We start from the raw sequence: 24,737 nt of genomic DNA, 5'->3' as shown, positions 1-24,737 counted from the left end.
CGCTACCCCTCTTCTATGATGACCAGTGGCTGGCGCTGGTCTCGGAGGGCCTGATATTCGCTGGCCAGGGTCAGCGGTTGAGCCAGGGTGACAATCCGGCTGCGCAGCGGGGTGGGCATGCCATCGAGCAGGGTCTTGCGTCGCGCGCGAGCCTGTTCGAGATCGCGGCTGATCAGCACAGTGGCCAGGGTGCGGTTGTCGAGTTTGTAACAGGCCTCGTAGTCGTTTAGGCGTTGGCTGAGCTTGCTCATCAATGGCCAGAACTGCCGGGCCTGGGTGCGTAAAAGCACCAGTTCGGCGTATGACCCTTCACGTTCGCTGCGAATGATTTCGCGAGTCAGGTCTTCCCCCAACTGATGAGCCGACCACAGGGGGGCGCCGGGTATCAGTCGCCGCCGCCTGCCGATCCGCAGCCAGGCGGACTGTACCTCGCGGGCGCGGGCGAGACCCAATAGCATAAGGCCAACGAGCAACATGGCAACCAGCAGCGTCTGGCCTACGTTGAGGTAGGCTTGCACCTGCCAGACAGCATAACCCGCCACCAGGCTATGCAGGATCATCAACCAGGCAGGCTGCGGCAGCATCAGCAACAGGGCGAAGCACCACAGCCAGATGGCCTGATGCTGGGTATCGACATTGTAAAGGCCTGCCAGCAAGAAACTGGGGAGCAGTTGCCAAGGAACGCTGGACGGCCAGCGGACACTGCACTTCAGCGTCAGGGCGGAGCCTGTCAGCCAAAGTCCTGCGAGCGCCAGAAGCATGCCGCTGGGCAGCATGGGGGCCGACAGCGCGAGCAGAATGAAAAGGAGGGCGCATCCCAGCATAGCCGCTTGCAGTGGGCCGACTTTGTACTTGCTTCCCATGGGCCTTATATTGTTTCCCTTGCGCAATATTGCATGATGATACCGGCCCTGGAGCCGCCTACGAGGAGTTTTCGTTTCGCATGTCAGCACACTACTCAGAGGCCGTCGTCGGCAATGGCGACATGGCGCCGACCGGCGACGTCGACGCCTACGTGACGCAGTTGGGTCAGCAGGCCAGCGTCGCTGCCGCCATGATGCGGCGTTGCACTACGGCTAGCAAGAATTCGGCACTGTTGGCGATGGCTCGACACCTCGATGAGTCGCGCGTCAGCGTTCTCGAGGCGAATCAACAGGATTTGCTGCGCGGACGGGAAGCGGGTCTCGATGATGCCCTCTTGGATCGATTGGCGCTTGATGATGCGCGTGTCGACGCGATGATCAGCGGCCTGGAGCAGGTCGCCGGGCTGCCCGATCCTGTCGGTGAAATCGATGGCTTGCGGGCGCGGCCCAGTGGTATTCAGGTTGGCCAGATGCGGGTGCCTCTGGGCGTGATCGGGATCATCTACGAGTCTCGGCCCAACGTCACCCTGGAAGCGGCCAGTCTGTGTCTCAAGTCTGGCAATGCCTGCATTCTGCGTGGTGGCTCCGAGGCCCGAGACAGCAATGCTGCCCTGGCGCGTTGCATTGCCGCCGGCCTTGCCGAGGCCGGACTGCCGGCGGCGGCCGTGCAGGTGGTGGCGACCACGGATCGCGCCGCGGTAGGGCGTCTTATCGCCATGCCCGAGCACGTCGATGTGATCATTCCTCGCGGCGGCAAGTCGTTGATCGAGCGCATCACGCGCGAGGCACGGGTGCCGGTCATCAAGCACCTTGACGGCGTTTGTCACGTCTATGTCGACGCCACGGCCGATCTGGACAAGGCGCTGGCGATCGCGGTCAATGCCAAGACCCAGCGCTATGGTACCTGCAACACCATGGAGACCCTGCTGTTGGACGCGCCGGTTGCCGAGGTGCTGCTGCCGCGGCTCGCCGCGGCCTATGCCGAGCACGGGGTCGAGTTGCGCGGCTGCCCGCGAACCCAGGCCTTGCTACCCCAGGTGGTGCCGGCCGAGGAGGCCGACTGGCATGCCGAGTATCTGGCGCCGGTATTGGCGATTCGGGTGGTCGACGGCATTGAGGCGGCGATGGATCATATCGGCCATTACGGCTCTCATCACACCGATGCCATCATCACCGAGCACTACGGCCTGGCGCGCCGCTTTCTGGCCGAGGTCGATTCCAGTTCGGTGATCGTCAACGCCTCGACCCGCTTTGCCGATGGTGTCGAGTATGGTCTGGGAGCCGAGATCGGCATCTCCACCGACAAGTTGCATGCCCGCGGCCCGGTGGGTCTCGAGGGGCTGACGACTCGCAAGTACGTAGTGATGGGCGATGGTCATGTGCGAGGCTGAGGAGAGTCCATCGGCCGGCGCGATGAGTCGCCCGCCTCGTGTGGCGATGCTCGGCGGCACCTTCGATCCGGTGCACTTGGGCCATCTGCGCAGCGCCGTCGAGCTGCGCATGCAGTTGGGGCTGGATCGCGTGCACATGATTCCGGCCCATGTGCCGCCCCACCGGGCGGCGCCTGGTGTTTCCAGTGCCGAGCGCCTGGCGATGCTGCGTGCCGGTATTGGCGACACGCCAGGGCTCTATGCCGACGACCGTGAGCTCAGGCGTAAGGGGCCTTCCTATTCTGCCGATACCCTTCAAAGTCTGCGCGAGGAATACGGGCGCGAGGCGCGACTGTCGATGGTCGTTGGCCACGATGCCTTCCTGAAGCTTGCCGATTGGCATGACCCCGAGGCGCTTTTCGCCCAGGCGCATGTGGTGGTCATCGCTCGGCCCGATCACACAGCTCCCTTGCCGCCAGCCCTTCAGGAACTCATCGCCGGTCGCGAGGTCCAGAGCCCCGAGGCGCTGTTTGAAACGCCGCAGGGCCGTCTCATGCAACTGGCGCTGCCCAGTCGTTTGGCGGTGTCCGCCACCGCTATCCGTCGTTGGCTGGGGAGAGGAGAGAGCGTGCGCTACCTGCTGCCCGAGGCGGTGCTCTCGCATATCGCTCGGGGCGGGTTATATCGCGATGCATGAGGCGCTGTCGCCTGGGTCTCAAACGGGTAGAATAGGCGTCGAACCATGCATTCATGAATGAGGCGATATGCACATCGACGTTTTGAAACCCCTGGTCATTGATGCCCTGGAGTCACTGAAGGGCCAGGACATCACCACGCTAGACGTATCCGATTTGACTGATGTGACCGATCAGATGCTGATTGTGAGCGGTACATCCAGCCGTCACGTGGCGGCGCTGGCCAATAACGTGGTCGAGGCCGTCAAGGAACATGACGTCATGCCGCTCGGCGTTGAAGGCCATAGCGGTGCCGACTGGGTGCTGGTCGATCTGGGCGACCTGGTGGTGCACGTGATGCTTCCCGAAACCCGTGACCTCTATGACCTCGAACGGCTGTGGACCGAGTTGCCCCGCGAAGGCGCTCATGAGCGTCAAGGCGGAGGCCAGGCGTGAAGCTGCGCGTGCTGGCGGTCGGCACGCGCATGCCTGACTGGGTGGAGAAAGGCGTTGAGGAGTATCGCAAGCGCCTGCCCCGAGACTTCGCCCTGGAAATACACGAGATAGCCCCCGGCGCTCGGGGCAAGAACGCCGATACGGCGCGAGCCATTGCCCTTGAAGGCGAGCGGATGCGCGACAAGCTGCGCGGCAACGAGCAGCTTGTCGCGCTGGAAGTGGGTGGCAGGCCCTGGAGTACTGAACAGTTGGCCCAAGAGGCTGACCAGTGGCGCCTGGAAGGACGTGACGTGGCCCTGCTGATCGGTGGGCCTGAAGGCTTGGAACCCAAGCTCTCGGCGAGCGCCCACCAGCGCTGGTCGCTGTCACCGCTGACGCTGCCGCATCCGCTGGTGCGTATTCTGCTGGCCGAGCAGCTCTATCGGGCCTGGACCCTGCTGGTCGGCCACCCTTATCACCGTTGAGTCGTCTAAGCCCTAGGGCCTGTCGCTCCCGTGGAGAGTGATCGTTTTGATGTTGTCGGAATCCGCGAGAGTTCCTCATGCGTAAGCATCGTCAGGCGCTGAAGAATGCCCGTCAGGAAATGCATACCTTCCGTGTCCGCTCGCTGGTCGCGGCTTGCCTGGTGGTTCTGCTCACCGGTGCCTTGATGGCGCGGCTCGTTTATCTGCAGGTGGTTCAGCATGATGTCTACATCACGCGCTCGGAGAACAACCGGGTGCGGGTCGAGCCCCTGCCACCCACCCGTGGCCTCATCTATGACCGTAACGGCGAACTTCTGGCCGAGAATCGTCCAACCTACAACCTTACCCTGGTGCGCGAGCGGGTCGATGACATCGATGCCTCCCTGGAACTGCTGATCGATCTTCTCGATCTGCCTGACGCCGAGATCGAGGCGTTTCGCGAGCGCTCCCGGCAGCGCCAGCGACCCTTCCAGCCGGCATTGTTGATGAGTGACCTCAGCGAGGAGCAGATCGCCAAGCTCGCCGTTAATCGCTATCGGCTGCCAGGTGTCGAGGTCGAGGCACAGTTGCTGCGCTATTATCCGGATGCCGAGATCATGTCTCATGCGCTGGGTTTTGTCGGGCGCATCAATGCACAAGAGCTCAAACAGCTGGACCCCGGCAACTACGCCGGTACCCACTTCGTCGGCAAGACCGGGGTGGAGCGTTACTACGAGGACGAGCTTCACGGCCAGGCGGGGCTGCGCAAGGTCGAGACCAATGCTCGGGGGCGGGTGCTGCGCGAACTGGGCCGCACCGACCCCGTGCCAGGAAAGAATCTGACCCTGACCATCGACAAGGATTTGCAGTCCCTCGCCGTAGACCTGATGGATGGGCGGCGCGGTTCGATCGTGGCCATTGCCCCGAAGACCGGCGAGATTCTTGCCATGGTCTCGACGCCCGGGTTCGACAGCAACCAATTCGTGACCGGCATCGATGTGGCGTCCTACCGGGCGCTGCAGAACGATATTGACTTGCCGTTGTTCAATCGCGCTGCTCGCGGCCACTATCCGGCGGGCTCGACGATCAAGCCGTTCATGGCGTTGTCTGGTCTGGTCGAGGGCGAGATCACGCCCAGCGATACCATCTATGATCCTGGCTATTACCAGTTGCCCAACGATTCGCGACGCTATCGCAACTGGCTGCGCTGGGGCCATGGCAAGGTCGACATGGAGCGCGCCATCACGGTGTCCAATAACACCTATTTCTATAGCCTGGCCCATGAGCTGGGCATCGATGCCATCAGCGAGCATATGCATCAATTCGGCTTCGGTGAGCACGTCACTCAGGACGTCTATGGCGAGAGCACCGGCTTGATGCCCTCGCGCGAATGGAAGCGAGAACGCTTCAACCAGCCCTGGTATCCCGGCGAGACCCTGTCGGTGGGGATCGGGCAAGGCTATCTGCAGGTCACGCCGCTTCAACTGGCAACGGCCACGGCCGTGTTGGCGAACCGCGGCCACTGGGTAAAACCTCGACTGGCCAAAAGCATCGGTGACGAAGAGGTGCCGGTCGATCTTCCAGGTACCAAGGATGACATCACCATCGCCAAGGCCGAGTGGTGGGATGACATCTACGCCGGTATGGAGAACGTGCTCTCGGGACGCGAGGGTACGGCGCGTCGCGCCGGCGAGGGCCTTGAGTATCGGATGGGTGGCAAGTCAGGGACGGCGCAGGTGTTTTCGCTGGGTCAGGACGAAAAGTACAACGCCGATGAACTCGCCGAACGGCTGCGTGACCATGCGCTGTTTATCGCCTTTGCGCCGGTGGATGATCCGCAGATCGCGATCTCGGTGGTTATCGAGAACGCCGGCGGGGGCAGCAGTCATGCATCTTACCTGGCACGTGACATGGCGGATGCCTGGCTATTGGGCAACGACGATAAAGACGCTGACGATGACACCCAGGGAGATGACGGATGACGGCGCTTGGTGATCTGACCCGGTCTTTGCGCGCCCGTCCCGTCAGGCCGCCTCAGAGTGGCATGTCGCGGCGCGAGAGCCTATGGATGCGTGTGCATCTCGACCCCTGGTTACTGCTGTTGCTGCTGGTGCTGATGGGGGCCGGATTGGTGGTGCTCTACAGTGCCAGCGGGCAGAGTATGATCGTGGTAGAGGCGCAGGCCATGCGCCTCGGCGTGGCCCTGGTGGTAATGTTCGTACTGGCCCAGCTGTCGCCCGTGACCCTGATGCGCTGGGCGCCACTGGCCTATGGCGGGACCCTGCTGATGTTGATAGCAGTGGAGGTGATGGGAGATGTCGGCATGGGGGCCAAGCGCTGGCTGATCATCCCCGGGGTGATGCGCTTTCAGCCCTCGGAATTGATGAAGCTGGCCATGCCGATGATGCTCGCCGCTTATCTGGGACGACGTCAGCTGCCACCTCGACTGCCGGATTTGTTGGTCTGTGCGCTGATCCTTGCGCTACCCGTAGTGCTGATCGCTCGGCAGCCGGATCTCGGTACCTCGCTGCTGGTGGCGACGGCAGCGGTGTTCGTGGTGTTGCTGGCCGGGTTGTCCTGGCGTTTCATCGCCTTCTTCAGCGTATTGATCGCGTCAGCCCTGCCGCTGCTGTGGATGAACATGCATGACTATCAGCGCCAGCGCGTGCTGACCTTCCTCAACCCCGAGAGCGATCCGCTGGGTGCTGGCTGGAACATTATCCAGTCCACCACTGCCATTGGCAGTGGCGGCTTGTTCGGCAAGGGCTGGCTGGAGGGTACGCAGTCCCAGCTCGAATTCTTGCCCGAGCGCCATACCGACTTCATCGTCGCGGTGCTTGGCGAGGAATTTGGCTTGGTGGGCATGCTGCTGGTGCTGTGCCTGTACCTGCTTATCGTCGCTCGGGGCCTATGGCTCTCCAATGGCGCTCAGGACAGCTTCGGGCGCCTGCTGGCGGGCAGTATCATTTTGACCTTCTTCATCTATGTGTTCGTCAATGTGGGCATGGTCAGCGGTATTCTGCCGGTGGTGGGCGTGCCGCTGCCGTTGGTCAGTTTCGGCGGGACCTCCAGCGTGACCTTGATGGCCGGTTTCGGTATTCTCATGTCCATTCATTCCCATCGGCGGTTGTTGCCCCGTTAGGGGGCATTGACCACGGAGAGCCCTGATCGATGATTGCAGGACGTACGACAAGGAAGCTGTTGCCCCTCATCGCCTGGCTCGGGCTGGGCCTGTGTACCCAGTCAGCGAGTGCCACCGACAGCCAATACGATGAGCGTTTCGATCCTTCCTCGCACCCCAAGGTGGCGGCACTGGTCGATGAGCTGGCGGAGCAGGGCATCGAACGGGCCTGGCTGACTGATGCGCTGAGCGGCGCCGGCTACCGGCAGTCAGTGCTGGACGCCATGGCGGGTGCCGCCGAACGTCATCTGCGCTGGGATCAGTATCGTGCCATTTTCCTCAAGCCCGCCCGCATCGAGCGCGGTGCGGCCTTTATCGCCGAGCATCGCGACGCGTTTGCGCGTGCCGAGGCCGAATATGGTGTGCCGGCGCCGGTGATCGCTGCCATCATTGGCGTCGAGACCGACTACGGGCGAGTGACGGGCAGCCACCGCGTGCTGGATTCGCTGGCGACTCTGGCATTTTATCACCCCAAGCGTGGCGACTTCTTCCGCGGCGAGCTGGCGGCCTTCCTGGATATTACTCACCAGGCCGGCGTGGCCCCGGGAAGCCTCAAGGGCTCCTATGCCGGCGCCATGGGCTATCCGCAGTTCATTCCCACCAGCTATCGCGCCTATGCGGTCGACTTCGACGACGATGGAGTGCGCGATCTGTGGCGCAATCCTGTCGATGCCATTGGCAGCGTGGCCAACTACTTCGCCGAACATGGCTGGCGCCCTGAAGGCGAGCTTTATGTCGAGGCCAGCGGCCCCCAGACGCCACCGGAGACGATCGACTTCAACCAGATACGGCCCCCTTATGCCCGACTCTCAACTCTGGCCGAGGCGGGGGTCGAGGCCGAGTCGCCAGACCGTCTGGCAACCAACGCCGAGGTGATCCCGCTGGCGCTGGATCTGGCCGATGGTGCCTATCGCTACCGGCTTGGCCTGCATAACTTCTATGTGATCACTCGCTACAATCATAGCCACCTCTACGCCATGGCGGTGAGCGAGCTGGCCGAGGCGATTTCCCGGGAGGAGTCGGCATGAAGCGATTATGGATACTGCTGCCGGCCATCGCGCTGCTGGCAGGCTGCGCCGCGGGCGGGGGCAGCGTGCAGTCGGTCAGCTCGTCCGCGCCGCCGGCGGACCCGGGTACCGCCGGCGGCCGCTACGCCATGTCCAGCGATGCCTATCCCGAGACCCCTCCCGACGTGGCCAATGTGCCCGATGCGGTGCCGCGCCCTGAGCCTCGCGCCAGTGGCGGCAATCGTTCGACCTACGAGGTCTGGGGCAAGACCTACCATGTACTCGACGACCCGCGGGGCTATCGACAGGAAGGCACGGCATCCTGGTATGGCAAGAAGTTTCACGGCTATGCCACCGCCAGCGGCGATATCTACGACATGTACGAGATGTCAGCGGCCCACCGCTCCCTGCCGCTACCGAGCTATGTGCGGGTCACCAACCTGGATAACGGTCGCCAGGTGATCGTGCGGGTCAACGACCGGGGCCCCTTCCATGGGAGCCGTGAGATCGACCTGTCCTATGCGGCGGCGGCCCGGCTCGATATTTTGGACCGAGGCACCGGCCGGGTCAGGGTCGAGGCGATCGATCCGGTGGCCTGGCAAGCTCGCCACTCCGGCGGGACGACGGAGGCAAGCGACGATACGTCAGGCACGACGGCCACCGCTCGTCGCAATGCGCCGGTGCAACCGGCGTCGCCTGATCGAGACGCCGCTGAAAATGTCGACACCGACGGTTCGCTTTTCCTCCAGGTCGCGGCCTTGGGGTCTCAGGGTAATGCCCAGGCTCTCAAGACCCGTCTGGAGGGCGAGCTCGACCAGCCGGTTCGCGTGACCAGTGACGCTCGCCTGCATCGCGTGCAGGTGGGCCCGCTGGCCGCTACCGGGGACCTTGAACCGGTGCGCGAAGCCCTGCGTCGTGCAGGCTTCGATCAGGCCCTGGTGATTCATGACGGCACCTGAGACGCGTGCCGCAGTACCATTTAATTCCCTTCGCTCAACGCCACGAGAAATGTTGTCATGAGAGTCTCACTGTTCCGCGCCGGCCTCGGCCAACGCCTGATGTCCGCGCTCCTGCTGTGCCTGTTGTGTTTTGCCCTGCCGCTCCAGGCGCAGGAGGTCGACAGTCCCCAACCACAGACCCTGATTCCGTCGCCGCCGAGTCTTGCGGCCTCTTCCTGGCTCCTGATGGATGCCGACACCGGCAAAGTGCTGGTCAGTCATAATGCCGACGAGCGGTTGCCGCCGGCCAGCCTGACCAAGCTGATGACCGCCTATCTGGTCGAGCACGAGCTGTCGCGCGGCAACATCGATCGCGACGATCAGGTGTTGGTCAGCGAGAAGGCCTGGCGCACTGGCGGCTCGCGGATGTTCATTCAGGAAGGCTCCCAGGTCAGCGTCGATCAGCTGCTCCAGGGGGTTATCATCCAGTCCGGCAACGATGCAAGCGTCGCACTTGCCGAGCACATTGCCGGCGGCGAGTCCGCTTTCGCCGACCTGATGAATCAGCAGGCGGACCGCATGGGAATGGTCAACACCCATTTCGCCAATGCCACCGGCCTGCCGCATGAGAACCACTATTCCTCGGCGCACGATCTGGCCCTGCTGGCTCGCCACATCATTAATGACTACCCCGAGCAGTACAAGGTCTACGCCGAGAAGGAGTACACCTACAACGACATTCGCCAGCCCAACCGCAACCGCCTGCTGTGGCGCGATTCCAGCGTCGATGGCCTGAAGACCGGTCATACCGAAGCCGCGGGCTACTGCCTGGTGGCCTCGGCCAAGCGTGACGACATGCGCCTGATCTCGGTGGTGATGGGCACCGATTCCGATGAAGCACGCGCCCAGGAGTCTCAGAAGCTGTTGAGCTACGGTTTCCGTTTCTATGAGACCATGGAGCTCTATCCGCAAGGCGCCGTGCTCGCTTCGCCGCGCATCTGGGGCGGCGAAAAGAACAACCTGCGCCTGGGAGTCGATCGCGAAGTCCGCATGACGGTCCCCCGTGGCCGTGGCGAAGAGCTGGCAGCGCGCCTGAACCTGCCGGCATCGATCGAGGCGCCGGTAGAAGCAGGGGCGCGCCTTGGCACTTTGGAAATCAAGTTGGGTGACGAGGTGATCGGCGAGCGTCCGCTGGTGGCGCTGGAAAGCATTGATCAGGGCGGCATCTTCAAGCGTCTGCTGGACAGTGTACGGCGCTTCATCAGCGGTCTTTTCGACTGAGCGCGATTAGCCGTGATCAAGACAGCGGGCGGCCATCAGGGTCGCCCGCTCTTGGTTGAGGGGGATAGGTTGAGTAGAATACTCGGACAAACCATTCGTCGAGTACGCTCATGACCGACAAGTCCCTGCGGGACATGCGCCTCGCCGGCGCGCCCGCGTCAGCTCACGCCACCGAACTCGAATACCCCTGTGACTATTCACTTAAGATCGTCGGCGACGCCGTCGACGGGTTGAGCGAGTTGGTAATCAAGATTGTCGAAGACCATGATCCGGCCTTCGATCGACAGACCGTGCGTCTGGTGGACAGCCGTAACGGCAAGTTCCAGTCGGTGCGCCTGACCATCACCGCGACCGGTCCCGAGCAAATCGCCGCCCTGCACGCCGACCTCAAGGCTTCCGGCCGCGTGCACATGGTGATCTGATGGCCGAACTCGAGGTCTATCGGCTCGGTCGGCAGCCTTATCTGCCGGTCTGGCAGGCCATGCGTGAGCTCACCGACCATCGCGGGCCCGACCAGCCCGACCAGATTTGGCTCGTCCAGCATGATCCGGTGTTCACACAGGGGCAGGCAGGGCGCCCCGAGCACCTGCTGATGCCCGGCGACATTCCGGTGGTCGAGACCGACCGTGGCGGGCAAGTGACCTATCACGGCCCCGGTCAGTTGGTGATCTATCCGTTGCTCGACGTCAAGCGGGCCAAGCTTGGCGTACGCAGCCTGGTCACTGCGCTGGAAGAGGCCGTGGTCGATGCCCTCGCGGAGCATGGTATTGCGGCAAGGGCACGCCCGGATGCCCCGGGGGTCTATGTGGGTGATGCCAAGATCGCCTCTCTGGGGTTGCGCATTCGCCGTGGATGCAGTTTCCATGGCGTGGCTGTGAACCTGGCCATGGATCTGTCGCCGTTTGGGCGTATCAATCCCTGTGGCTATGCTGGAATGGCCATGACCCAACTCGCCGACCTGGTCGATGACGCCCCTGACCTAGAGGCTGAGACCCATCGCCTGGTCCGTTGTCTGGCCGCGCGGCTTGGCAACATGCAACTCACCGATAAGCCCGGCATGCCGCCTTCTCTGGTTTCCGACCAGAGCGCGAGTGCCTAACGTTTACGAGCGCAGGATATCCTGATCATGACCGAAAGCACCGCTACCCCCGTGACCCCGTCCACCGCCGATGCTGCCGCCGCCAAGAAGAAGGCCAGGGTCGAGCGTGGCGTCAAGCTGCGCGGCGCCGAGAAGGTCGCCCGCATTCCGGTCAAGGTGATTCCCACCGACAACGTGCCGCGCAAGCCAGACTGGCTGAAGGTCCGCATGCCGATCTCCCAGGAGGTGACGCGCATCAAGCAGACGCTGCGCAAGCATGGCCTGCATACCGTCTGTGAAGAAGCCTCCTGCCCCAACCTGGGCGAGTGCTTCAACGGCGGCACCGCCACCTTCATGATCCTCGGTGACATCTGCACCCGCCGCTGTCCGTTCTGTGACGTCGCCCACGGCCGTCCCAACGCGGTCAACGAGAAAGAGCCGCGGGAGCTCGCCGAGGCGATCGCGGAAATGCGCCTGAACTACGTGGTGGTCACCTCGGTAGATCGCGATGACCTGCGTGACGGTGGGTCGCAGCACTTTGCCGACTGCATTCGCGAGATTCGCAACGACAGCCCGGATATCGAGATCGAGGTGCTGGTGCCGGATTTCCGTGGCCGCATGGAAGTGGCGCTGGACACCCTCGAGCAGACGCCGCCGGATGTCTTCAACCACAACCTGGAGACCGTGCCGTCGCTGTATCGCAAGGTGCGCCCGGGGGCTGATTACCAGTGGTCGCTGGATCTGCTCAAGGGCTACAAAGCGCGTCGCCCGGATGTCATGACCAAGTCCGGCCTGATGCTCGGCGTTGGCGAGACCGACGAGCAGGTCATCGAGGTGATGCGCGACCTACGGGCTCATGGCGTCGATATGCTGACCCTGGGGCAGTACATGCAACCGTCCAAGAACCACCTGCCGATCGATCGCTGGGTGCACCCGGATACCTTCGATTGGTTCGCCGAGCAGGGCAAGGCGATGGGCTTCAAGCACGTGGCGTCCGGTCCGCTGGTTCGCTCGTCTTACCATGCCGACCGGCAGGCTCACGGCATCGAGGTCAAGTAAACCGCGAGCGCAAAACCCTGGCCAGACGGTAGTCATGGCTGGCCAGATGCAAGAAGGCCGCGCCCCGAGGGGCGCGGCCTTTTTCGTCTGGGCGCGGCTCTGGCGTCAGGCGTCGTCGTCTTCCAGGTCCTCGTCGAGCTCTTCGGCGGCATCGGCGTGGGAGAGGCGCAGGCCCTGGGGCGGCAGCGGCGTGCCATCCAGGGTCGGGCCCTGGGCACCCAGGGTGAGGCGACCCTCGAGGAACCAGCGTACCGCGATCGGATAGATCAGGTGCTCGCGGCTCTGGACCTTCTGCTGAAGGCTGTCCTCGGTGTCCTCCGGGGTGACGTCGACGGCCGCTTGAACCACGACCGGGCCGCCGTCCAGCTCCTCGCTGACGAAGTGCACGCTGACGCCATGCTCGGTGACGCCGTCGGCCAGTGCCCGGGCATGGGTGTGCAGGCCCTGATAGGCTGGCAGCAACGAGGGATGGATGTTGAGCATGCGGCCGTAGAAGCGCTGCACGAAGCGCGGCGTGAGGATACGCATGAAGCCAGCCAGCACCACCAGATCCGGCTCGTGGCGCTCGATCACCTTGATCAGGGCGCCATCGAAAGCCTCGCGGCTGTCGTACTCACGGTGGGGCAGGGCGACCGCCTCGATGCCGGCATCCCGTGCGCGCTTGAGGCCGTAGGCATCGGCCTTGTTGGACACCACGGCGACGATCTCGCCGCCCAGCTCGTCGTAGGACTGAGCGTCGATCAGCGCCTGAAGGTTGCTGCCGCTGCCTGAGATCAGCACTACCACTCGAGGCGTGCTGGCCTGCTCGGCTTCGAAACCGTTAAGGGTGTCGGTTGCCTCGCTCATGCCTTGAGGTTCTCCAGCTTGACTTGTTCTTCCTCGCCGCTGCGCGCGACGATCTCACCGAGCCGATAGACGGTCTCGCCCTGTGCGCCCAGGTGCGCCATGGCACTCTCGGCGTCGTCGGCGGAGACGGCGATCACCATGCCGATACCGCAGTTCAGCACCCGGTGCATCTCGTGCTCGTCGACGTTGCCTTGGGCCTGCAGCCAGTCGAAAACCGCCGGACGTGTCCAGGCATTGACGTCGATGCGGGCGCCGAGGGTCTCGGGCAGCACCCGCGGGATGTTCTCGGACAGGCCGCCGCCGGTGATGTGTGACAGCGCATGCACCGAGACGCCGCTTTGCTTGATCAGCGACAGCAGCGACTTGACGTAGATACGGGTCGGGGCGATCAGCGCCTCGCGCAGCGGCACGCCGTCGATGTCGGTATCGAGATCTGCGCCGCTGACCTCGAGAATCTTGCGGATCAGCGAGTAGCCGTTGGAGTGCGGACCGGATGAGGCCAAGCCGAGCAGTACGTCGCCTTCGCCGACGCGGCTGCCGTCGAGAATCTCGTCCTTTTCGACCACCCCGACACAGAAGCCGGCCAGGTCGTAGTCGCTGCCTGTGTACATGCCGGGCATTTCGGCGGTCTCGCCCCCCACCAGGGCACAGCCGGACTGGGCACAGCCCTCGCCGATGCCGGTTACCACGTCGGCGGCGATGTCCACATCGAGCTTGCCCGTGGCATAGTAGTCGAGGAAGAACAGCGGCTCGGCGCCGGCGACCACCAGATCGTTGACACACATGGCGACCAGGTCGATGCCGATGGTGTCATGTTTGCCGAGATCCATGGCGAGGCGCAGCTTGGTGCCGACGCCGTCGGTACCGGAGACCAGCACCGGCTGGCGATAGCCGCTAGGCAACTCGCAGAGTGCGCCGAAGCCGCCAAGGCCACCCATTACCTCGGGGCGAGTGGTACGCTTGGCGACGCCCTTGATGCGATCGACCAGGGCGTTACCGGCGTCGATGTCCACACCGGCGTCCTTGTAGCTCAGCGAGGCGGAATCGGCGGAAGAAGTAGAAGAGGAGTCCGACGGGCTGCGGGTCATGGGCTTTCCTGTCGCAATACGATCATCAAGTGGGGCAAAAGTGGAACGGAATTGTAGCATCGTGAGGGCCGCGCCGCACCGTGGAGAGACACGCGAACAGGGAGAGATGCAATGCGCAGACAGTGGTGGCTAGTACTTGGCCTGGCAGGCTTGATCTGGCTGTTCATCAGTCTTCAGCCGATCCTGACGCCCTTTTTCGTCAGCATGATACTTGCCTACCTGGGAGATCCGCTGGCCGACCGTCTAGAGGCGCGGGGTCTGTCCCGTCGGCTGTCGGTATCGCTGGTGTTTCTGCTGTTAAGCGTCATCTTGCTGCTGGCGCTGTTGCTGTTGGTGCCGGTGCTCGGCCGCCAGCTCGGGCAACTGGTCGAATCTCTACCCGCTATGCTCAACTGGCTGCAGGCCAACCTGGTGCCCTGGATTCAGTCGCTGACCGGCCAGGACTTCAGTACCGACATCGACGCTCTGCGTCAGGCGCTGATGGCCAACTGGAAGGAAACCGGCACCTTCGCCGCCACCTTGCTGGCGCAGGTCTCCCGCTCGGGACTCGCTTTGGCGGCCTGGGTCGGCAATCTGGCACTGATCCCGGTAGTGACTTTCTATCTGTTGCTCGACTGGGACCGCCTTACCGCCAAGCTGCATGGGTCGCTCCCACGCCAGTGGGAGCCGTCGGCCGTGCATTTGGCCAAGGAGTGCGACGAGGTGCTGTCGGCCTTTCTGCGCGGCCAACTGATCGTGATGCTGTGCTTGGGCATCATCTACGCGCTGGGACTTACCGTGCTTGGTCTCCGCTTCGCAGTGCTGATTGGCCTACTGTCGGGGCTCGTCAGTATCGTGCCCTATCTCGGCGTCATCGTCGGTATTTCGGTGGCCGGCGTGGTGGCCATCTTCCAGTTCGATAGCTTGCTGCCGCTACTTGGGGTGGGGGCGGTGTTCGCTGCCGGCCAACTGGTTGAGAGCCTGGTGCTACAGCCCAAGCTGCTGGGCGACAAGATTGGTCTGCACCCGGTGGCAGTGATCTTCGCCGTACTGGCCGGTGGGCAACTGTTCGGCTTTACGGGGGTGCTGCTGGCGCTGCCGGTAGCGGCGGTGATCATGGTAGTGTTGCGCTATCTCCACGAACACTATAAAAACAGTACCTTATATGATGCTCATGGCATCGAACGCCAGGACGAGGAGGCTTCATGAAGCCCGGTGCAGCGCAGCTCCCGCTCGGGGTGGGCATGCGCGACGATGCGACCTTTGCCAACTTCCAGCCTAGCGGCAACGAGACGCTGGTCGGCACCCTGCGTGCCCAGCTCGATGAGACGGGTGAGCCGTTTCTATTTTTATGGGGCGGCGAGGGCGTCGGTTGCAGTCATCTGCTGCAGGCGGCCTGTCACGAAGCCAGCGATCGCGACAAGCGTGCGCTCTATCTGCCGCTGGACGAGCTTGGCCACTTTCCGCCCCACATGCTCGAGGACAGCGAACGCCTTGATCTGGTCGCCATCGATGACCTGCACCGGGTGCTGGGTCGCAAGCGCTGGGAGGAGGCGCTGTTTCATTGCTTCAATCGGCTTCGCGATGCCGGCAAGCGGCTGGTGATCGCCGCACCGGCAGCGCCTCGCCAGCTCGATATCAAGCTGCCGGATCTGGCCTCAAGGCTGACCTGGGGCATGACCTTCCACGTCAAGCCGCTGGACGATGCCGGCCGTTTCGAGGCCCTCCAGCTGCGCGCCCGGGTGCGCGGCATGCAGTTGCCGGACGAGGTCGCCCGTTACATCCTGCATCGGGGGCCGAGGCGTCTAGGGGAGCTTTTGGGCACTTTGGAAACCCTCGATCAGGCATCGCTATCCGCTCAACGCAAGTTGACCATCCCCTTCGTCAAGCAGGCGCTGGACTGGTAATTCGCCGGCACCTGCTAGACTGGCCTGTTGCCAGCCACCCCACCTTGACCATGAGCCCGCTAGCCCATGACCACCACGCCTGATGTTCCTGATCCATCGACGCCCCTATCGATTGACGCCCCTTGTCCCTGTGGCAGTGCCGATCCCTATGGGGAATGCTGCGCCCCTTTGCACCGTGGCGCGGGCGCCAAGACCGTCGAGGCGCTGATGCGCTCGCGCTACAGTGCATTTGTGCTGGGCCTTGAGGCTTACTTGCGCAGGACCTGGCATTCCGATACGTGCCCGACCGAGATGGGGCTGTCGGTCGATACGCGCTGGAAGCGCCTCGAGGTGCTGGACCACGGGCAGCCGGAAGGCCAAGAGGATGGGGAAAAGACAGGCTGGGTGCACTTTCGTGCTACTTTCCAAGAGCATGGTCGCTGGCAGTGCCTGGAAGAGGTCTCACGCTTCATCCGTCTGGACGGCAGATGGGTATACCTGGACGGTACTCCCCAGTTGGCAGCGCTCAAACCTGGCCGCAATGAGTCATGCCCCTGTGGTAGCGGGCGCAAGCTGAAGAAATGCTGTGCCGTCTGAACGACCTCTTAGGCTATGAACGGCAGGCTATGAGCCGGGCAGCCGCAGCGTTTCAAAGTGTTCAAGCAGCACCCGGTATTCGGCGCGTTTCTGATGGAAGCCGTCATGCAAGAATGCCTGCAGTGCCAGCGCGGTGTTGGAGTCACACATGGCTTCGTAGAACTGCTGGGCGCGCTTGGCTGCAGCAATCGTCTTGCTGAATTGTCGACGCGCTGCGCTTACGGGCTCATCATTCTGGACAAGCGATGTCAGGCCGCGAGTGCCTCCTTGGCATCGGGGGCTGGGCATTTCCATGGTGCCGGCCAAGGCCCCTAGCACTTCCAGGCGAGCTTCGCACTCCATGCCCAGTACGGTCAGCAGCCGGCTGGTGGCGGTATCAAAGCTCAGGAAATGAAAGGCCGTGAGACGATAACGTTGCCTTTCCGCCTGCTCATGTGTCCAGAGTGCCTGGATCTGTCGCTGCGGATGTAAATTGCTAGCGAGCAGTGACCCGACGCTATCGGTCATGTTGGCCTCCTTGTTGTCATGGCCGCGCTTAGGTTTGGTTATCCGCCCACACAGCATAAGGGCTTACGCCGGCCTTCATCTTGATGACCATCAATAAAGCGAGCTGCTGAGGTCAAGACTTGCGTTTAATCCATTACCCGCCGTCTGAAAGAAATAGTCCAGGGACCTCCAGGACCGATAGACGTCAAAAGGCCGCCGATCAGGGATCGGCGGCCTTTCGAGCAGAGAGTTGGCCGGCTACCAGCGCGAGGTCGGCCACTCTCTAATGCCGCTTACTGTTGGCGTCTTGGGTTTTTCAACCCTATCGCTCTCAGATAACGCTTACTTGGCGGACTGAGCAGCGGTTTTGACGCTGCTTTCTACCAGCTTCTGGCTCTGCTGGGCGAAGTCCTGATTCAGGGCTACGACCTTCTCAGTGTCGCCCTTGACGCGCTCACCGAGATCCTTGGCGACTTTCTGCTGACCCTCGATGTAGCTGCGCAGGCCGTCGGCATCTTTGATGTCCATGGCGGCGCGCGCCTGGCTCAGGCTGGTATCGCTGTAGGCCTTGATGGCGTCGAATTGAGCGTTGGCGAGCTTCTCGCTGTAGTCCAGAGTCAGCGCCGCATAGGCGCGAGCCGGACCGAAGAAGAAGGTCTCGAGCTGTTCGGTGGTCTTGCCAAAGTTGATGTTGTTCATGAAGTCGTTCATTGCACACCTCCGTAAAATGTCTGGATACGAAGGGTTTTGACCTTCGTTGCAATGCACAATAGCAGGCCCTTTGTTGCAGTGCAACATGCAGCGTGATCACGAACTCCAGAAGCCGGCCATGAGCGGTCGCTATCATCGGGTGAGCTTGGCATGATAGCTCCAGGGATGGGCAAGGAATGGCGACGAGGCACAAGATGGCACAAAAGGATCCGTTACCCCCATTAGTTTGGGACCCGCGCAAAGTGCAGATCAGCGGATTCACGGCCGGGGTCTATCAGATCGAGTGGCTGTTGGTGAGTCTGGTCATCTTCCATCTGGTGGTCGTAGGCTCGCCACAGATAGGGGGGATGTCCATCGTGGTGGGGATCACCGGCTATTTCCTGTTCAGCCTTCTGGCGAGTCGGCTCAAGTATTTTGATGAACGCCGTCGCTGGCTTTTGACCCTGCATACTCTGGTAATGGTCGGTTTCATCACCTGGTTCCTGCATGGCACCAACGGTGTCCAGGGTCCCATGGGAAGTCTCTATCTGCTTGCCGTGGTCACCAGCGCCTTGACCCTGGGAGCGACCGCAACCTTGCTATTGGTAGGGTTGATTGCGGCCTGCTACCTGCTTCTTTTCCAGTTTGATGGTGGGGATTTGCTCAGCGCTGAGGGGCTGATTGTGGCGGGCTCCAACCTGGTGGTCTTTCTGATTACCGGCTATCTCACGGCGGCGCTGGTGGATGCGATTCATCTGTCGAACCGTATGCTGCTGAATATGGCGACCCGTGATTCCCTTACCAACATGCTCAACCGCCGTGCCTTCTTTGAGCTGGTCAGCCCCTTTCATGCCGATGGGGTGCGTTATCAGCGCCCATTCAGTGTGGTGGTCATCGACATGGATGACCTGAAGGCCATCAATGACAGGGATGGTCATGCAGTGGGGGACAGCGCGTTACTGGCGGTGGCGAGCTGCCTGGAAGACTGCAAGCGGGAGAGCGACCTGGTCGCCAGGCTGGGGGGGGATGAATTCGGCATGTTCCTCCCCAATACTGATGAACAGGGAGCCATTGCGATGATCGAGCGCTTGCTCGAGCGGGCCGAGGAGGAGTTGCCCCGCATCAGTGTCGGGGTGGCCTCCTATCCTCAGCATGGCGAGAAGCTAGCGACGCTGATGGAGCATGCCGACCATGCCATGTACTCGAGCAAGGCGGCTGGCGGGCATCGCGTTTCCCTGAGTAGCGTGCCTCAGCAAGTGGCCAACTGATGCCTTCGCAGGCTTCAGATAGTGTTTTCCTAGCCATAAGGACAGCCCAATGAACGATACCCGCACTGAGCATGACAGCATGGGTGAGCTAGAGGTGCCGGCTGATGCCCTCTATGGCGCTCAGACCCAGCGTGCCGTCAATAACTTCCCGGTCAGCGGCCAGCCCATGCCGGTGGCCTTCATTCATGCCATTGCGCGCATCAAGGCCGCGGCGGCCAAGGTCAACGCCGAACTTGGCTTGCTGGATGGGCCGCGTGCCGAGGCGATACAGCAGGCGGCCGAGGCCATCATTGCCGGCGAGTACGATGATCAATTCCCCATCGACGTTTACCAGACGGGGTCGGGCACCTCGAGCAACATGAACGTCAATGAGGTCATCGCCCACTTAGCGTCTCGGGAAGGCCTCGTGGTGGGGCCTAACGATCACGTCAATATGGGACAATCGAGCAACGACGTGATCCCGACGGCGATCCATGTCTCGGCGTCCATGGCCGTGAAGGATGCACTGATGCCGGCGCTTGCGCACCTGCAAGCCACCATCGATGCCAGGGCTGCCGAACTCGATGGCGTGGTCAAGACCGGCCGCACCCATCTGATGGATGCCATGCCGGTGCGCATGAGCCAAGAGCTCGGCGGCTGGTCGAGCCAGATATCTCAGGCCATTGAGCGCTTCGAGGACGGGCAGGTGCGGCTTGGGCGCCTGGCGCAGGGCGGCACGGCCGTGGGCACTGGGGTTAACGCTCATCCTGAGTTTGCCGAGCGCATGGCCACGGCCTTGAGCGATCAGACAGGCTTGGCGCTGATGCCCAACGACAGTGCCTTCGCCGGCCTGGCCGGTCAGGATGCCGCAGTGGAACTCTCGGGGCACCTCAAGACCTATGCCTGTGCGGTGATGAAGATTGCCAACGACCTGCGCTGGATGAATTCCGGGCCGCTGGCGGGCCTCGGCGAGATCGAACTACAAGCCCTGCAGCCCGGCAGCTCGATCATGCCGGGCAAGGTCAACCCGGTGATTCCCGAATCGGCTGCCCAGGCCGCTGCTCAGGTCATCGGCCTGGATGCGGCGGTCGCGGTGGCCGGGCAGAGCGGCAACTTCCAGCTTAACGTGATGCTGCCTCTGATCGCCCACAACTTGCATACCGGCATTACGCTGATGACCAACGTCAGCCGGCTGCTTGCCGATCGCGCCATCGCGACCTTCAACGTGCGCGAGGACAACATCAAGGCTCCGCTGTCGCGCAACCCGATCCTGGTTACCGCCCTCAACTCGGTGATCGGCTACGATGCAGCGGCGGCGATTGCCAAAAAGGCCTATCAGGCGGGGCGACCGATTCTCGACGTGGCCGAGGAAGACACCGATCTGGGGCGCGATGAACTGGAAAGGCTGCTGGACCCTGCGGCGCTGACGCGAGGAGGGATTCCGAAATAGCGGAATTTGTTGGCGTGAAGGTGACTGGCACTGTGTCTCGCTATGCCTTTCGCTCTTTAGTCAGATGCTGCGGAGTAAAACCTTTGCTACTCAATGAGTTTGCTCCTGAATGAGGAAGGCGGCGCCGAAGCGCCGCCTATTACCTCGTATATCGACTCGTGCTCGTGATTATTCCAGAGTTGATTCACCGTCCGCTTTTACTTCACTGCTAGCCCGCTCACGTGCAGCATCGAGCTCGGCGAGCAACCGTACGCCGTCATCGCCATAGTTCACTAAGTATCCGGCTTTGATCGGCTCGGCATAGCGGCGGAACTGCTCCACCTCTGCTGCGGTCGGGGGATAGACCTCTCCACCTGAGGCATTCCACTTTGCTTAGGCCTCAAGCTCCTTACGCGACTGCATGACACCCTCATGGCACAAGTTATCTAACCGTAGATAGAGTTCCTCGCCACGAATGGCGACCTCCACCGCGGTGAGATACTGCCCCTGACACGGCCCCGACACGCAAAGCCCGTCTTTTGGCCGGAACAGGGCGCCGTGAGCGAAACAGGCAATATGCCGGCCGTCACCACTCATGAATCGGTCCTTCTTCCAGGCCATGCGTGCCCCTGACACGTGGGGGCACGCATTACGATAGGCCACCACAAAGGCTTCTCCCGTCCGGACCACGAACAGGCTGTCCCGTCCCTCGCCGCGTGGATCGAACCCCTTCGATTCACCCACGGGAACCTCGTCCAGCCTGGCGAGATGCTGCCAGCTTGGTGCCATCGACTCAGCTCTCCTTGCCTGGCGGCGGGCCTCCCATCGGGGCCCACTTGGGCGTGCTCTGAAACAGGAACAGCTGGGACGTCTCGGCGTTGGAGGGGGCTTCACGCGCCGTCCAGCGCTCGTCGTGCTTGTCCATGTCGGCGTCGTACTCGACATGCACGCCCATCGGCGAGTTGAAGTACCAGAACCAGTTGGAGCCGAACTTGTGCTTGCCCGGCCCCCAGAAGCTTTCGTAACCCTTGTTGATCATGCGGGTGCCGGCCAGCATCAGCTCCGAGGGCCCCTGCATATGGAACGCCACATGCTCCAGCCCCTGCATGTAGTCCGGCGTCTGCAGCAGGAACAGCACATGGTGATCGTCGTTGGCCTGGGGACGCAGGAAGGGGCCGGTGTTGGTGAAGTGATCGGTGACCACGAAGCCCAGCCGGTCGATGTAGAAGCGCTGCATGCGCTCCATGTCCGGGGTGAAGTACACCACGTGTGACAGCGTCCTCGGTAACGCCGGGGCCGTCTCGTCGGCGCCGATCTGATTGGCACCCCGCCCCGGTGCCGCACCTGGCGAGTTGATCCGTTCGGGCGGCAGGTCGAGCGGGCGCCGCACCGTGACCTGGAAGGCGATCTCGAAACCCACGTCGTCCCGGCAGCCGACTCCGCCTCCCGGCAGAGCACGCACCTCGCGGTCCTGCGAGAGTTCCTCGGCGATGGCATCCAACGCCGCCTGGTCCTCCACGCCCCACACCGTCTGGCGCAGGCTGTTGGCGGTCGGCAGCGGAGCGGGCAACCCCTCCGCCTCCCGATGATGAATGCGGATGGCGGTGCCATCCAGCGCGGCGAAACGCAGGCTGCCATCCGCTTGCCGCTGTTCCTCCAGCCCGAAATCCACCAGAAAGGTTCTCGACGCTTCCACATCGTCGACACCAAACACGACCTCGTCGGGTCCCATGATTCGCATAGCTGCCTCGTCGGCTGAGTTGTTGATGTTATGGGATGCTGCGCATCCGCTGTCTCGATGAGGTAACGCTAAGAGGAAGGCCGACGCGTGAAAAATGGTTCCGCGTGATTAGACCAATGGATTGTGTAAATGAATGACAGGCACTCCATTCATTTACATGATCCATGAGTTCATTCATGAGATCCATTTCACAGGGCTTCGCCACAGGAGGCATAAATGATTCATATAACTAAGACAACGACGTTCGTGACACGCCATGCATTTCAATAAGCTTGATCTCAACCTGCTAGTGGCGCTCGACCACATGCTGACGCTCAAATCGGTGAGCCGCGCGGCCGAGCACATGAATCTGACCCAGTCAGCGATGTCGAACGCCCTGACCCGGCTGCGAAGTTACTTCGACGATCCCTTGCTGGTCCAGGTCGGTCGGCGGATGGAACTGACGCCTCGCGCGCAAGCCATCAAGCACTCGGTACGCGATATTCTGGTGCGTATCGAGGCGACCGTCGCCACCGATCTCACCTTCGATCCCAGCCAGTCGACGCGCGACTTCCGCATCATCCTGTCGGATTTCACCATGTCCACGCTGATGCCGAAGGTGCTCGAGCTGGCCGACAGGGAGTCGTCCCGCATCCGCTTCCAGCTTCTTCCTCAAATCGAGTCACCTTATCAAGCCATCGAGAAAGGTGATGCCGATGTACTCGTTGCCCCAGGCCCACTCACGTCTTCCGAGCACCCCAGCGAACACCTGTTTAGCGAAGAATACGTCTGCATCACCTGCGCCAGCAGCCATCATCATGGCAGGCCCATGACACAGGAACGCTACGTCGCGGCTCGTCATGTACAGATGGTGCCGACGAGAGGCGGGGCGACCTTCGAACAACAATGGCTGGAGCACCTAGGGGTCCAGCGTAATGTCGCCCTGACCAGTTATACATTCACGTCGCTTCCTCATCTCATTATCGGGAGTGAACGTATCGCTACCATTCACAAGCACCTGGCACTGCACTATCAGTCATTACTTGCCATCGATATTCACCCGCTCCCCTTCGACATTCCGCTACTGGAGGAGCGCATTCAGTGGCATGCCTATCGCGACCAGGATCCTGGCATTCGCTGGCTGACCAACCTCATGCACAGTGCGGCATCCACCATGGAATGAGTGGCCTATCACTGGTGTAAATATCAGAGATGGGACGCCTCAATTTTTCTCGTGAGTTCTGTCTTATTAGTCTCGCCATAGGAGGTAGTTGATATGACAAAACAAAAGATTCTTGTGGTGGGTGGCGGTATAGGAGGGCTGACTGTTGCCATTGCACTGCGTCGCCAAGGCTTTCCCGTAGTTCTGATAGAAAAGTCACCCCATTGGCCCGCCAGCGGGGTGGGTATCATTCAACAATTCAATGTCCTGCGCGCCATGCAGGAGATAGGCGTTCTCGAGGATTATCTGGCGCAATCCTATGGCTTCGATACCACGCAAGGCTTCGGGCCGCAGGGAGATCCGCTGTTTGCCTTTACCGCCCCCCGCCTGGCGGGAGAACACCTGCCATCGAACGTGGGCATCCGGCGCACCTCGCTGCAGAACATCCTGGCCGGCAAGGCCCGCGAACTGGGAGCCGACATCCGCCTGGGTACCGTCGTCGAACACTGGGAAGACACCAGAGACGTGGTCAAGGTCACCCTGAGCGATGGCAGCCGCGACTCTTTTCATTTGATGGTGGGGGCCGACGGCATCTTCTCGCAGACACGCCAGACCCTGTTCCCGCAGGCCCCGAAGCCGCGCTATACCGGCCAATGGGTATGGCGTTACAACATGCCGCGCCCCACGGATGTGACCGGCATCCAGCTTTTCTACGGCCGTGTCAATGGCGGTCTTACGCCGCTCTGCGACGAGCTGATGTATCTCTTCATGCTCAGCGAAGAGCCCAGCGACTTCCGGTTCGAACCTGAAAGAGCCTGCGCAATGATGCATGAGCGCGCCATCCATGCGGCACCACAGATCCGGAAGCTGATGGACAACGTGACCGAGAGTGCCGAGGTCGTCGCCAAGCCCCTCGAGGTGGTCTTTCTCGAGGACGAATGGCACCGGGGGCGGGTGGTGCTGCTGGGCGACGCCATCCACGCCTCGACTCCTCATCTCGCTCAGGGCGCCGGCATGGCGATCGAGGACGCCCTGGTGCTGGCCGACGAGCTGGCCAACGGCGACGCCCTGGAACCTTTGCTTCGCCGCTACCGAGAGCGGCGTATCGAACGCTGCCGCTTCGTCAACCTCAACTCGCTGGCGATCGGCGACATGCAGATGGGCAAACGCCGCGACGTCGATCCCGCCGCGATCAATGACCAGTGCGTAAAGCTCATGGCCGAGCCGCTCTGATCCCTATCTTCCCTTTCAACTTCA

At 62.2% G+C, this 24,737-nt stretch carries 26 protein-coding genes; 19 read left to right on the top strand and 7 right to left on the bottom strand.

All coding sequences use genetic code 11. The annotated features are described in order from the left end of the window. Positions 1 to 2: 2 nt before the first annotated feature. Positions 3 to 824, bottom strand: coding sequence for a hypothetical protein (locus HUS66_RS13000; protein ID WP_175071334.1), 822 nt, complete (start codon positions 822 to 824; stop codon positions 3 to 5). 119 nt (positions 825 to 943) lie between these two features. Here HUS66_RS13000 and HUS66_RS12995 point away from each other — a divergent pair, with 119 nt between their 5' ends. The 12 genes from HUS66_RS12995 (at position 944) to lipA (ending at position 12,350) form a co-directional block, all read left to right on the top strand. Further along, positions 944 to 2,254: a glutamate-5-semialdehyde dehydrogenase gene (locus HUS66_RS12995; RefSeq protein ID WP_175071333.1), complete on the top strand. Its 1,311-nt coding sequence runs from the start codon at positions 944 to 946 to the stop codon at positions 2,252 to 2,254. A 22-nt stretch (positions 2,255 to 2,276) separates the two neighbouring features. Then, the gene (gene nadD, locus HUS66_RS12990; protein ID WP_175071332.1) at positions 2,277 to 2,930 is read left to right on the top strand and encodes a nicotinate-nucleotide adenylyltransferase; all 654 of its coding nucleotides are present in this window, start codon (positions 2,277 to 2,279) and stop codon (positions 2,928 to 2,930) included. A gap of 67 nt (positions 2,931 to 2,997) precedes the next feature. Continuing rightward, a complete protein-coding gene (gene rsfS / locus HUS66_RS12985) occupies positions 2,998 to 3,363 on the top strand; it encodes a ribosome silencing factor (RefSeq protein ID WP_175071331.1) in 366 nt (121 codons plus the stop codon). After that, positions 3,360 to 3,827, top strand: a complete 468-nt coding sequence (gene rlmH, locus HUS66_RS12980) for a 23S rRNA (pseudouridine(1915)-N(3))-methyltransferase RlmH (RefSeq protein ID WP_175071330.1) — start codon at positions 3,360 to 3,362, stop codon at positions 3,825 to 3,827. Before rsfS ends, rlmH begins: the two co-directional genes overlap by 4 nt. A 77-nt stretch (positions 3,828 to 3,904) precedes the next feature. Next, the gene (gene mrdA, locus HUS66_RS12975) at positions 3,905 to 5,788 is read left to right on the top strand and encodes a penicillin-binding protein 2 (RefSeq protein ID WP_175071329.1); all 1,884 of its coding nucleotides are present in this window, start codon (positions 3,905 to 3,907) and stop codon (positions 5,786 to 5,788) included. After that, the gene (gene rodA / locus HUS66_RS12970) at positions 5,785 to 6,948 is read left to right on the top strand and encodes a rod shape-determining protein RodA (RefSeq protein WP_175071328.1); all 1,164 of its coding nucleotides are present in this window, start codon (positions 5,785 to 5,787) and stop codon (positions 6,946 to 6,948) included. The genes mrdA and rodA overlap by 4 nt, the downstream gene beginning before the upstream one ends. A 59-nt stretch (positions 6,949 to 7,007) precedes the next feature. Next, positions 7,008 to 8,015 (top strand): lytic murein transglycosylase B, encoded by a 1,008-nt coding sequence (gene mltB / locus HUS66_RS12965; RefSeq protein ID WP_254628824.1) that lies wholly within the window; start codon positions 7,008 to 7,010, stop codon positions 8,013 to 8,015. Continuing rightward, entirely contained in the window at positions 8,012 to 8,953 is a 942-nt protein-coding gene (locus tag HUS66_RS12960; RefSeq protein WP_175071326.1) for a septal ring lytic transglycosylase RlpA family protein, read from the top strand. Before mltB ends, HUS66_RS12960 begins: the two co-directional genes overlap by 4 nt. Before the next feature lie 57 nt (positions 8,954 to 9,010). Further along, positions 9,011 to 10,213: a D-alanyl-D-alanine carboxypeptidase family protein gene (locus HUS66_RS12955; protein WP_425340087.1), complete on the top strand. Its 1,203-nt coding sequence runs from the start codon at positions 9,011 to 9,013 to the stop codon at positions 10,211 to 10,213. 110 nt (positions 10,214 to 10,323) lie between these two features. After that, positions 10,324 to 10,635, top strand: coding sequence for an HP0495 family protein (locus HUS66_RS12950; RefSeq protein ID WP_175071325.1), 312 nt, complete (start codon positions 10,324 to 10,326; stop codon positions 10,633 to 10,635). Further along, positions 10,635 to 11,312 (top strand): lipoyl(octanoyl) transferase LipB, encoded by a 678-nt coding sequence (lipB, locus tag HUS66_RS12945; RefSeq protein WP_175071324.1) that lies wholly within the window; start codon positions 10,635 to 10,637, stop codon positions 11,310 to 11,312. The genes HUS66_RS12950 and lipB overlap by 1 nt, the downstream gene beginning before the upstream one ends. Before the next feature lie 27 nt (positions 11,313 to 11,339). Next, positions 11,340 to 12,350, top strand: a complete 1,011-nt coding sequence (gene lipA / locus HUS66_RS12940; RefSeq protein WP_175071323.1) for a lipoyl synthase — start codon at positions 11,340 to 11,342, stop codon at positions 12,348 to 12,350. A gap of 105 nt (positions 12,351 to 12,455) precedes the next feature. Here the strand turns inward: lipA and purN are convergent, their stop codons facing one another. Together purN and purM are read right to left on the bottom strand one after the other, a co-directional pair. Beyond that, positions 12,456 to 13,196 carry a phosphoribosylglycinamide formyltransferase gene (gene purN, locus HUS66_RS12935; RefSeq protein ID WP_175071322.1) on the bottom strand — a complete coding sequence of 247 codons (741 nt, stop codon included), beginning with the start codon at positions 13,194 to 13,196 and terminating at the stop codon, positions 12,456 to 12,458. Then, the gene (purM, locus tag HUS66_RS12930; RefSeq protein ID WP_175071321.1) at positions 13,193 to 14,284 is read right to left on the bottom strand and encodes a phosphoribosylformylglycinamidine cyclo-ligase; all 1,092 of its coding nucleotides are present in this window, start codon (positions 14,282 to 14,284) and stop codon (positions 13,193 to 13,195) included. Before purM ends, purN begins: the two co-directional genes overlap by 4 nt. Before the next feature lie 111 nt (positions 14,285 to 14,395). On the opposite strand from purM, the gene HUS66_RS12925 reads away from it, so the two are divergent. The 3 genes from HUS66_RS12925 to HUS66_RS12915 all read left to right on the top strand — a co-directional run bounded on the left by HUS66_RS12925 (position 14,396) and on the right by HUS66_RS12915 (position 16,746). Beyond that, complete coding sequence (locus HUS66_RS12925) at positions 14,396 to 15,472, top strand: AI-2E family transporter (protein WP_175071320.1); 1,077 nt, start codon at positions 14,396 to 14,398, stop codon at positions 15,470 to 15,472. Next, positions 15,469 to 16,170, top strand: coding sequence for a DnaA regulatory inactivator Hda (gene hda, locus HUS66_RS12920; RefSeq protein WP_175071319.1), 702 nt, complete (start codon positions 15,469 to 15,471; stop codon positions 16,168 to 16,170). The genes HUS66_RS12925 and hda overlap by 4 nt, the downstream gene beginning before the upstream one ends. 66 nt (positions 16,171 to 16,236) lie before the next feature. Beyond that, positions 16,237 to 16,746: a YchJ family protein gene (locus tag HUS66_RS12915; RefSeq protein WP_175071318.1), complete on the top strand. Its 510-nt coding sequence runs from the start codon at positions 16,237 to 16,239 to the stop codon at positions 16,744 to 16,746. Positions 16,747 to 16,773: 27 nt separating this feature from the next. Here the strand turns inward: HUS66_RS12915 and HUS66_RS12910 are convergent, their stop codons facing one another. Together HUS66_RS12910 and HUS66_RS12905 are read right to left on the bottom strand one after the other, a co-directional pair. Continuing rightward, positions 16,774 to 17,253: a hypothetical protein gene (locus HUS66_RS12910; RefSeq protein ID WP_175071317.1), complete on the bottom strand. Its 480-nt coding sequence runs from the start codon at positions 17,251 to 17,253 to the stop codon at positions 16,774 to 16,776. 321 nt (positions 17,254 to 17,574) lie between these two features. Then, positions 17,575 to 17,943 (bottom strand): phasin family protein, encoded by a 369-nt coding sequence (locus HUS66_RS12905; protein WP_254628823.1) that lies wholly within the window; start codon positions 17,941 to 17,943, stop codon positions 17,575 to 17,577. A gap of 194 nt (positions 17,944 to 18,137) precedes the next feature. Between HUS66_RS12905 and HUS66_RS12900 the strand changes: the two genes are divergently transcribed. Then, on the top strand, positions 18,138 to 19,190 hold the full coding sequence (locus HUS66_RS12900; protein WP_175071316.1) for a GGDEF domain-containing protein: 1,053 nt from the start codon (positions 18,138 to 18,140) through the stop codon (positions 19,188 to 19,190). Between the two features lie 49 nt (positions 19,191 to 19,239). Then, on the top strand, positions 19,240 to 20,619 hold the full coding sequence (locus HUS66_RS12895) for a class II fumarate hydratase (RefSeq protein ID WP_175071315.1): 1,380 nt from the start codon (positions 19,240 to 19,242) through the stop codon (positions 20,617 to 20,619). A 372-nt stretch (positions 20,620 to 20,991) separates the two neighbouring features. On the opposite strand, the gene HUS66_RS12890 is transcribed toward HUS66_RS12895, so the two are convergent. Both HUS66_RS12890 and HUS66_RS12885 read right to left on the bottom strand, forming a co-directional pair. Then, a complete protein-coding gene (locus HUS66_RS12890; RefSeq protein ID WP_175071314.1) occupies positions 20,992 to 21,387 on the bottom strand; it encodes a Rieske (2Fe-2S) protein in 396 nt (131 codons plus the stop codon). A gap of 4 nt (positions 21,388 to 21,391) precedes the next feature. Then, positions 21,392 to 22,339 (bottom strand): VOC family protein, encoded by a 948-nt coding sequence (locus HUS66_RS12885; protein WP_175071313.1) that lies wholly within the window; start codon positions 22,337 to 22,339, stop codon positions 21,392 to 21,394. A gap of 256 nt (positions 22,340 to 22,595) precedes the next feature. Here HUS66_RS12885 and HUS66_RS12880 point away from each other — a divergent pair, with 256 nt between their 5' ends. Both HUS66_RS12880 and HUS66_RS12875 read left to right on the top strand, forming a co-directional pair. Continuing rightward, the gene (locus HUS66_RS12880) at positions 22,596 to 23,501 is read left to right on the top strand and encodes a LysR family transcriptional regulator (RefSeq protein ID WP_175071312.1); all 906 of its coding nucleotides are present in this window, start codon (positions 22,596 to 22,598) and stop codon (positions 23,499 to 23,501) included. A gap of 93 nt (positions 23,502 to 23,594) precedes the next feature. Next, entirely contained in the window at positions 23,595 to 24,713 is a 1,119-nt protein-coding gene (locus HUS66_RS12875) for an FAD-dependent monooxygenase (protein ID WP_175071311.1), read from the top strand. The last annotated feature ends 24 nt before the right edge of the window (positions 24,714 to 24,737 follow it).

It is taken from the genome of Onishia taeanensis, from assembly GCF_013349955.1.
GTDB lineage: Bacteria > Pseudomonadota > Gammaproteobacteria > Pseudomonadales > Halomonadaceae > Onishia > Onishia taeanensis_B.
This window is presented reverse-complemented; position numbering and strand designations above follow the sequence as displayed.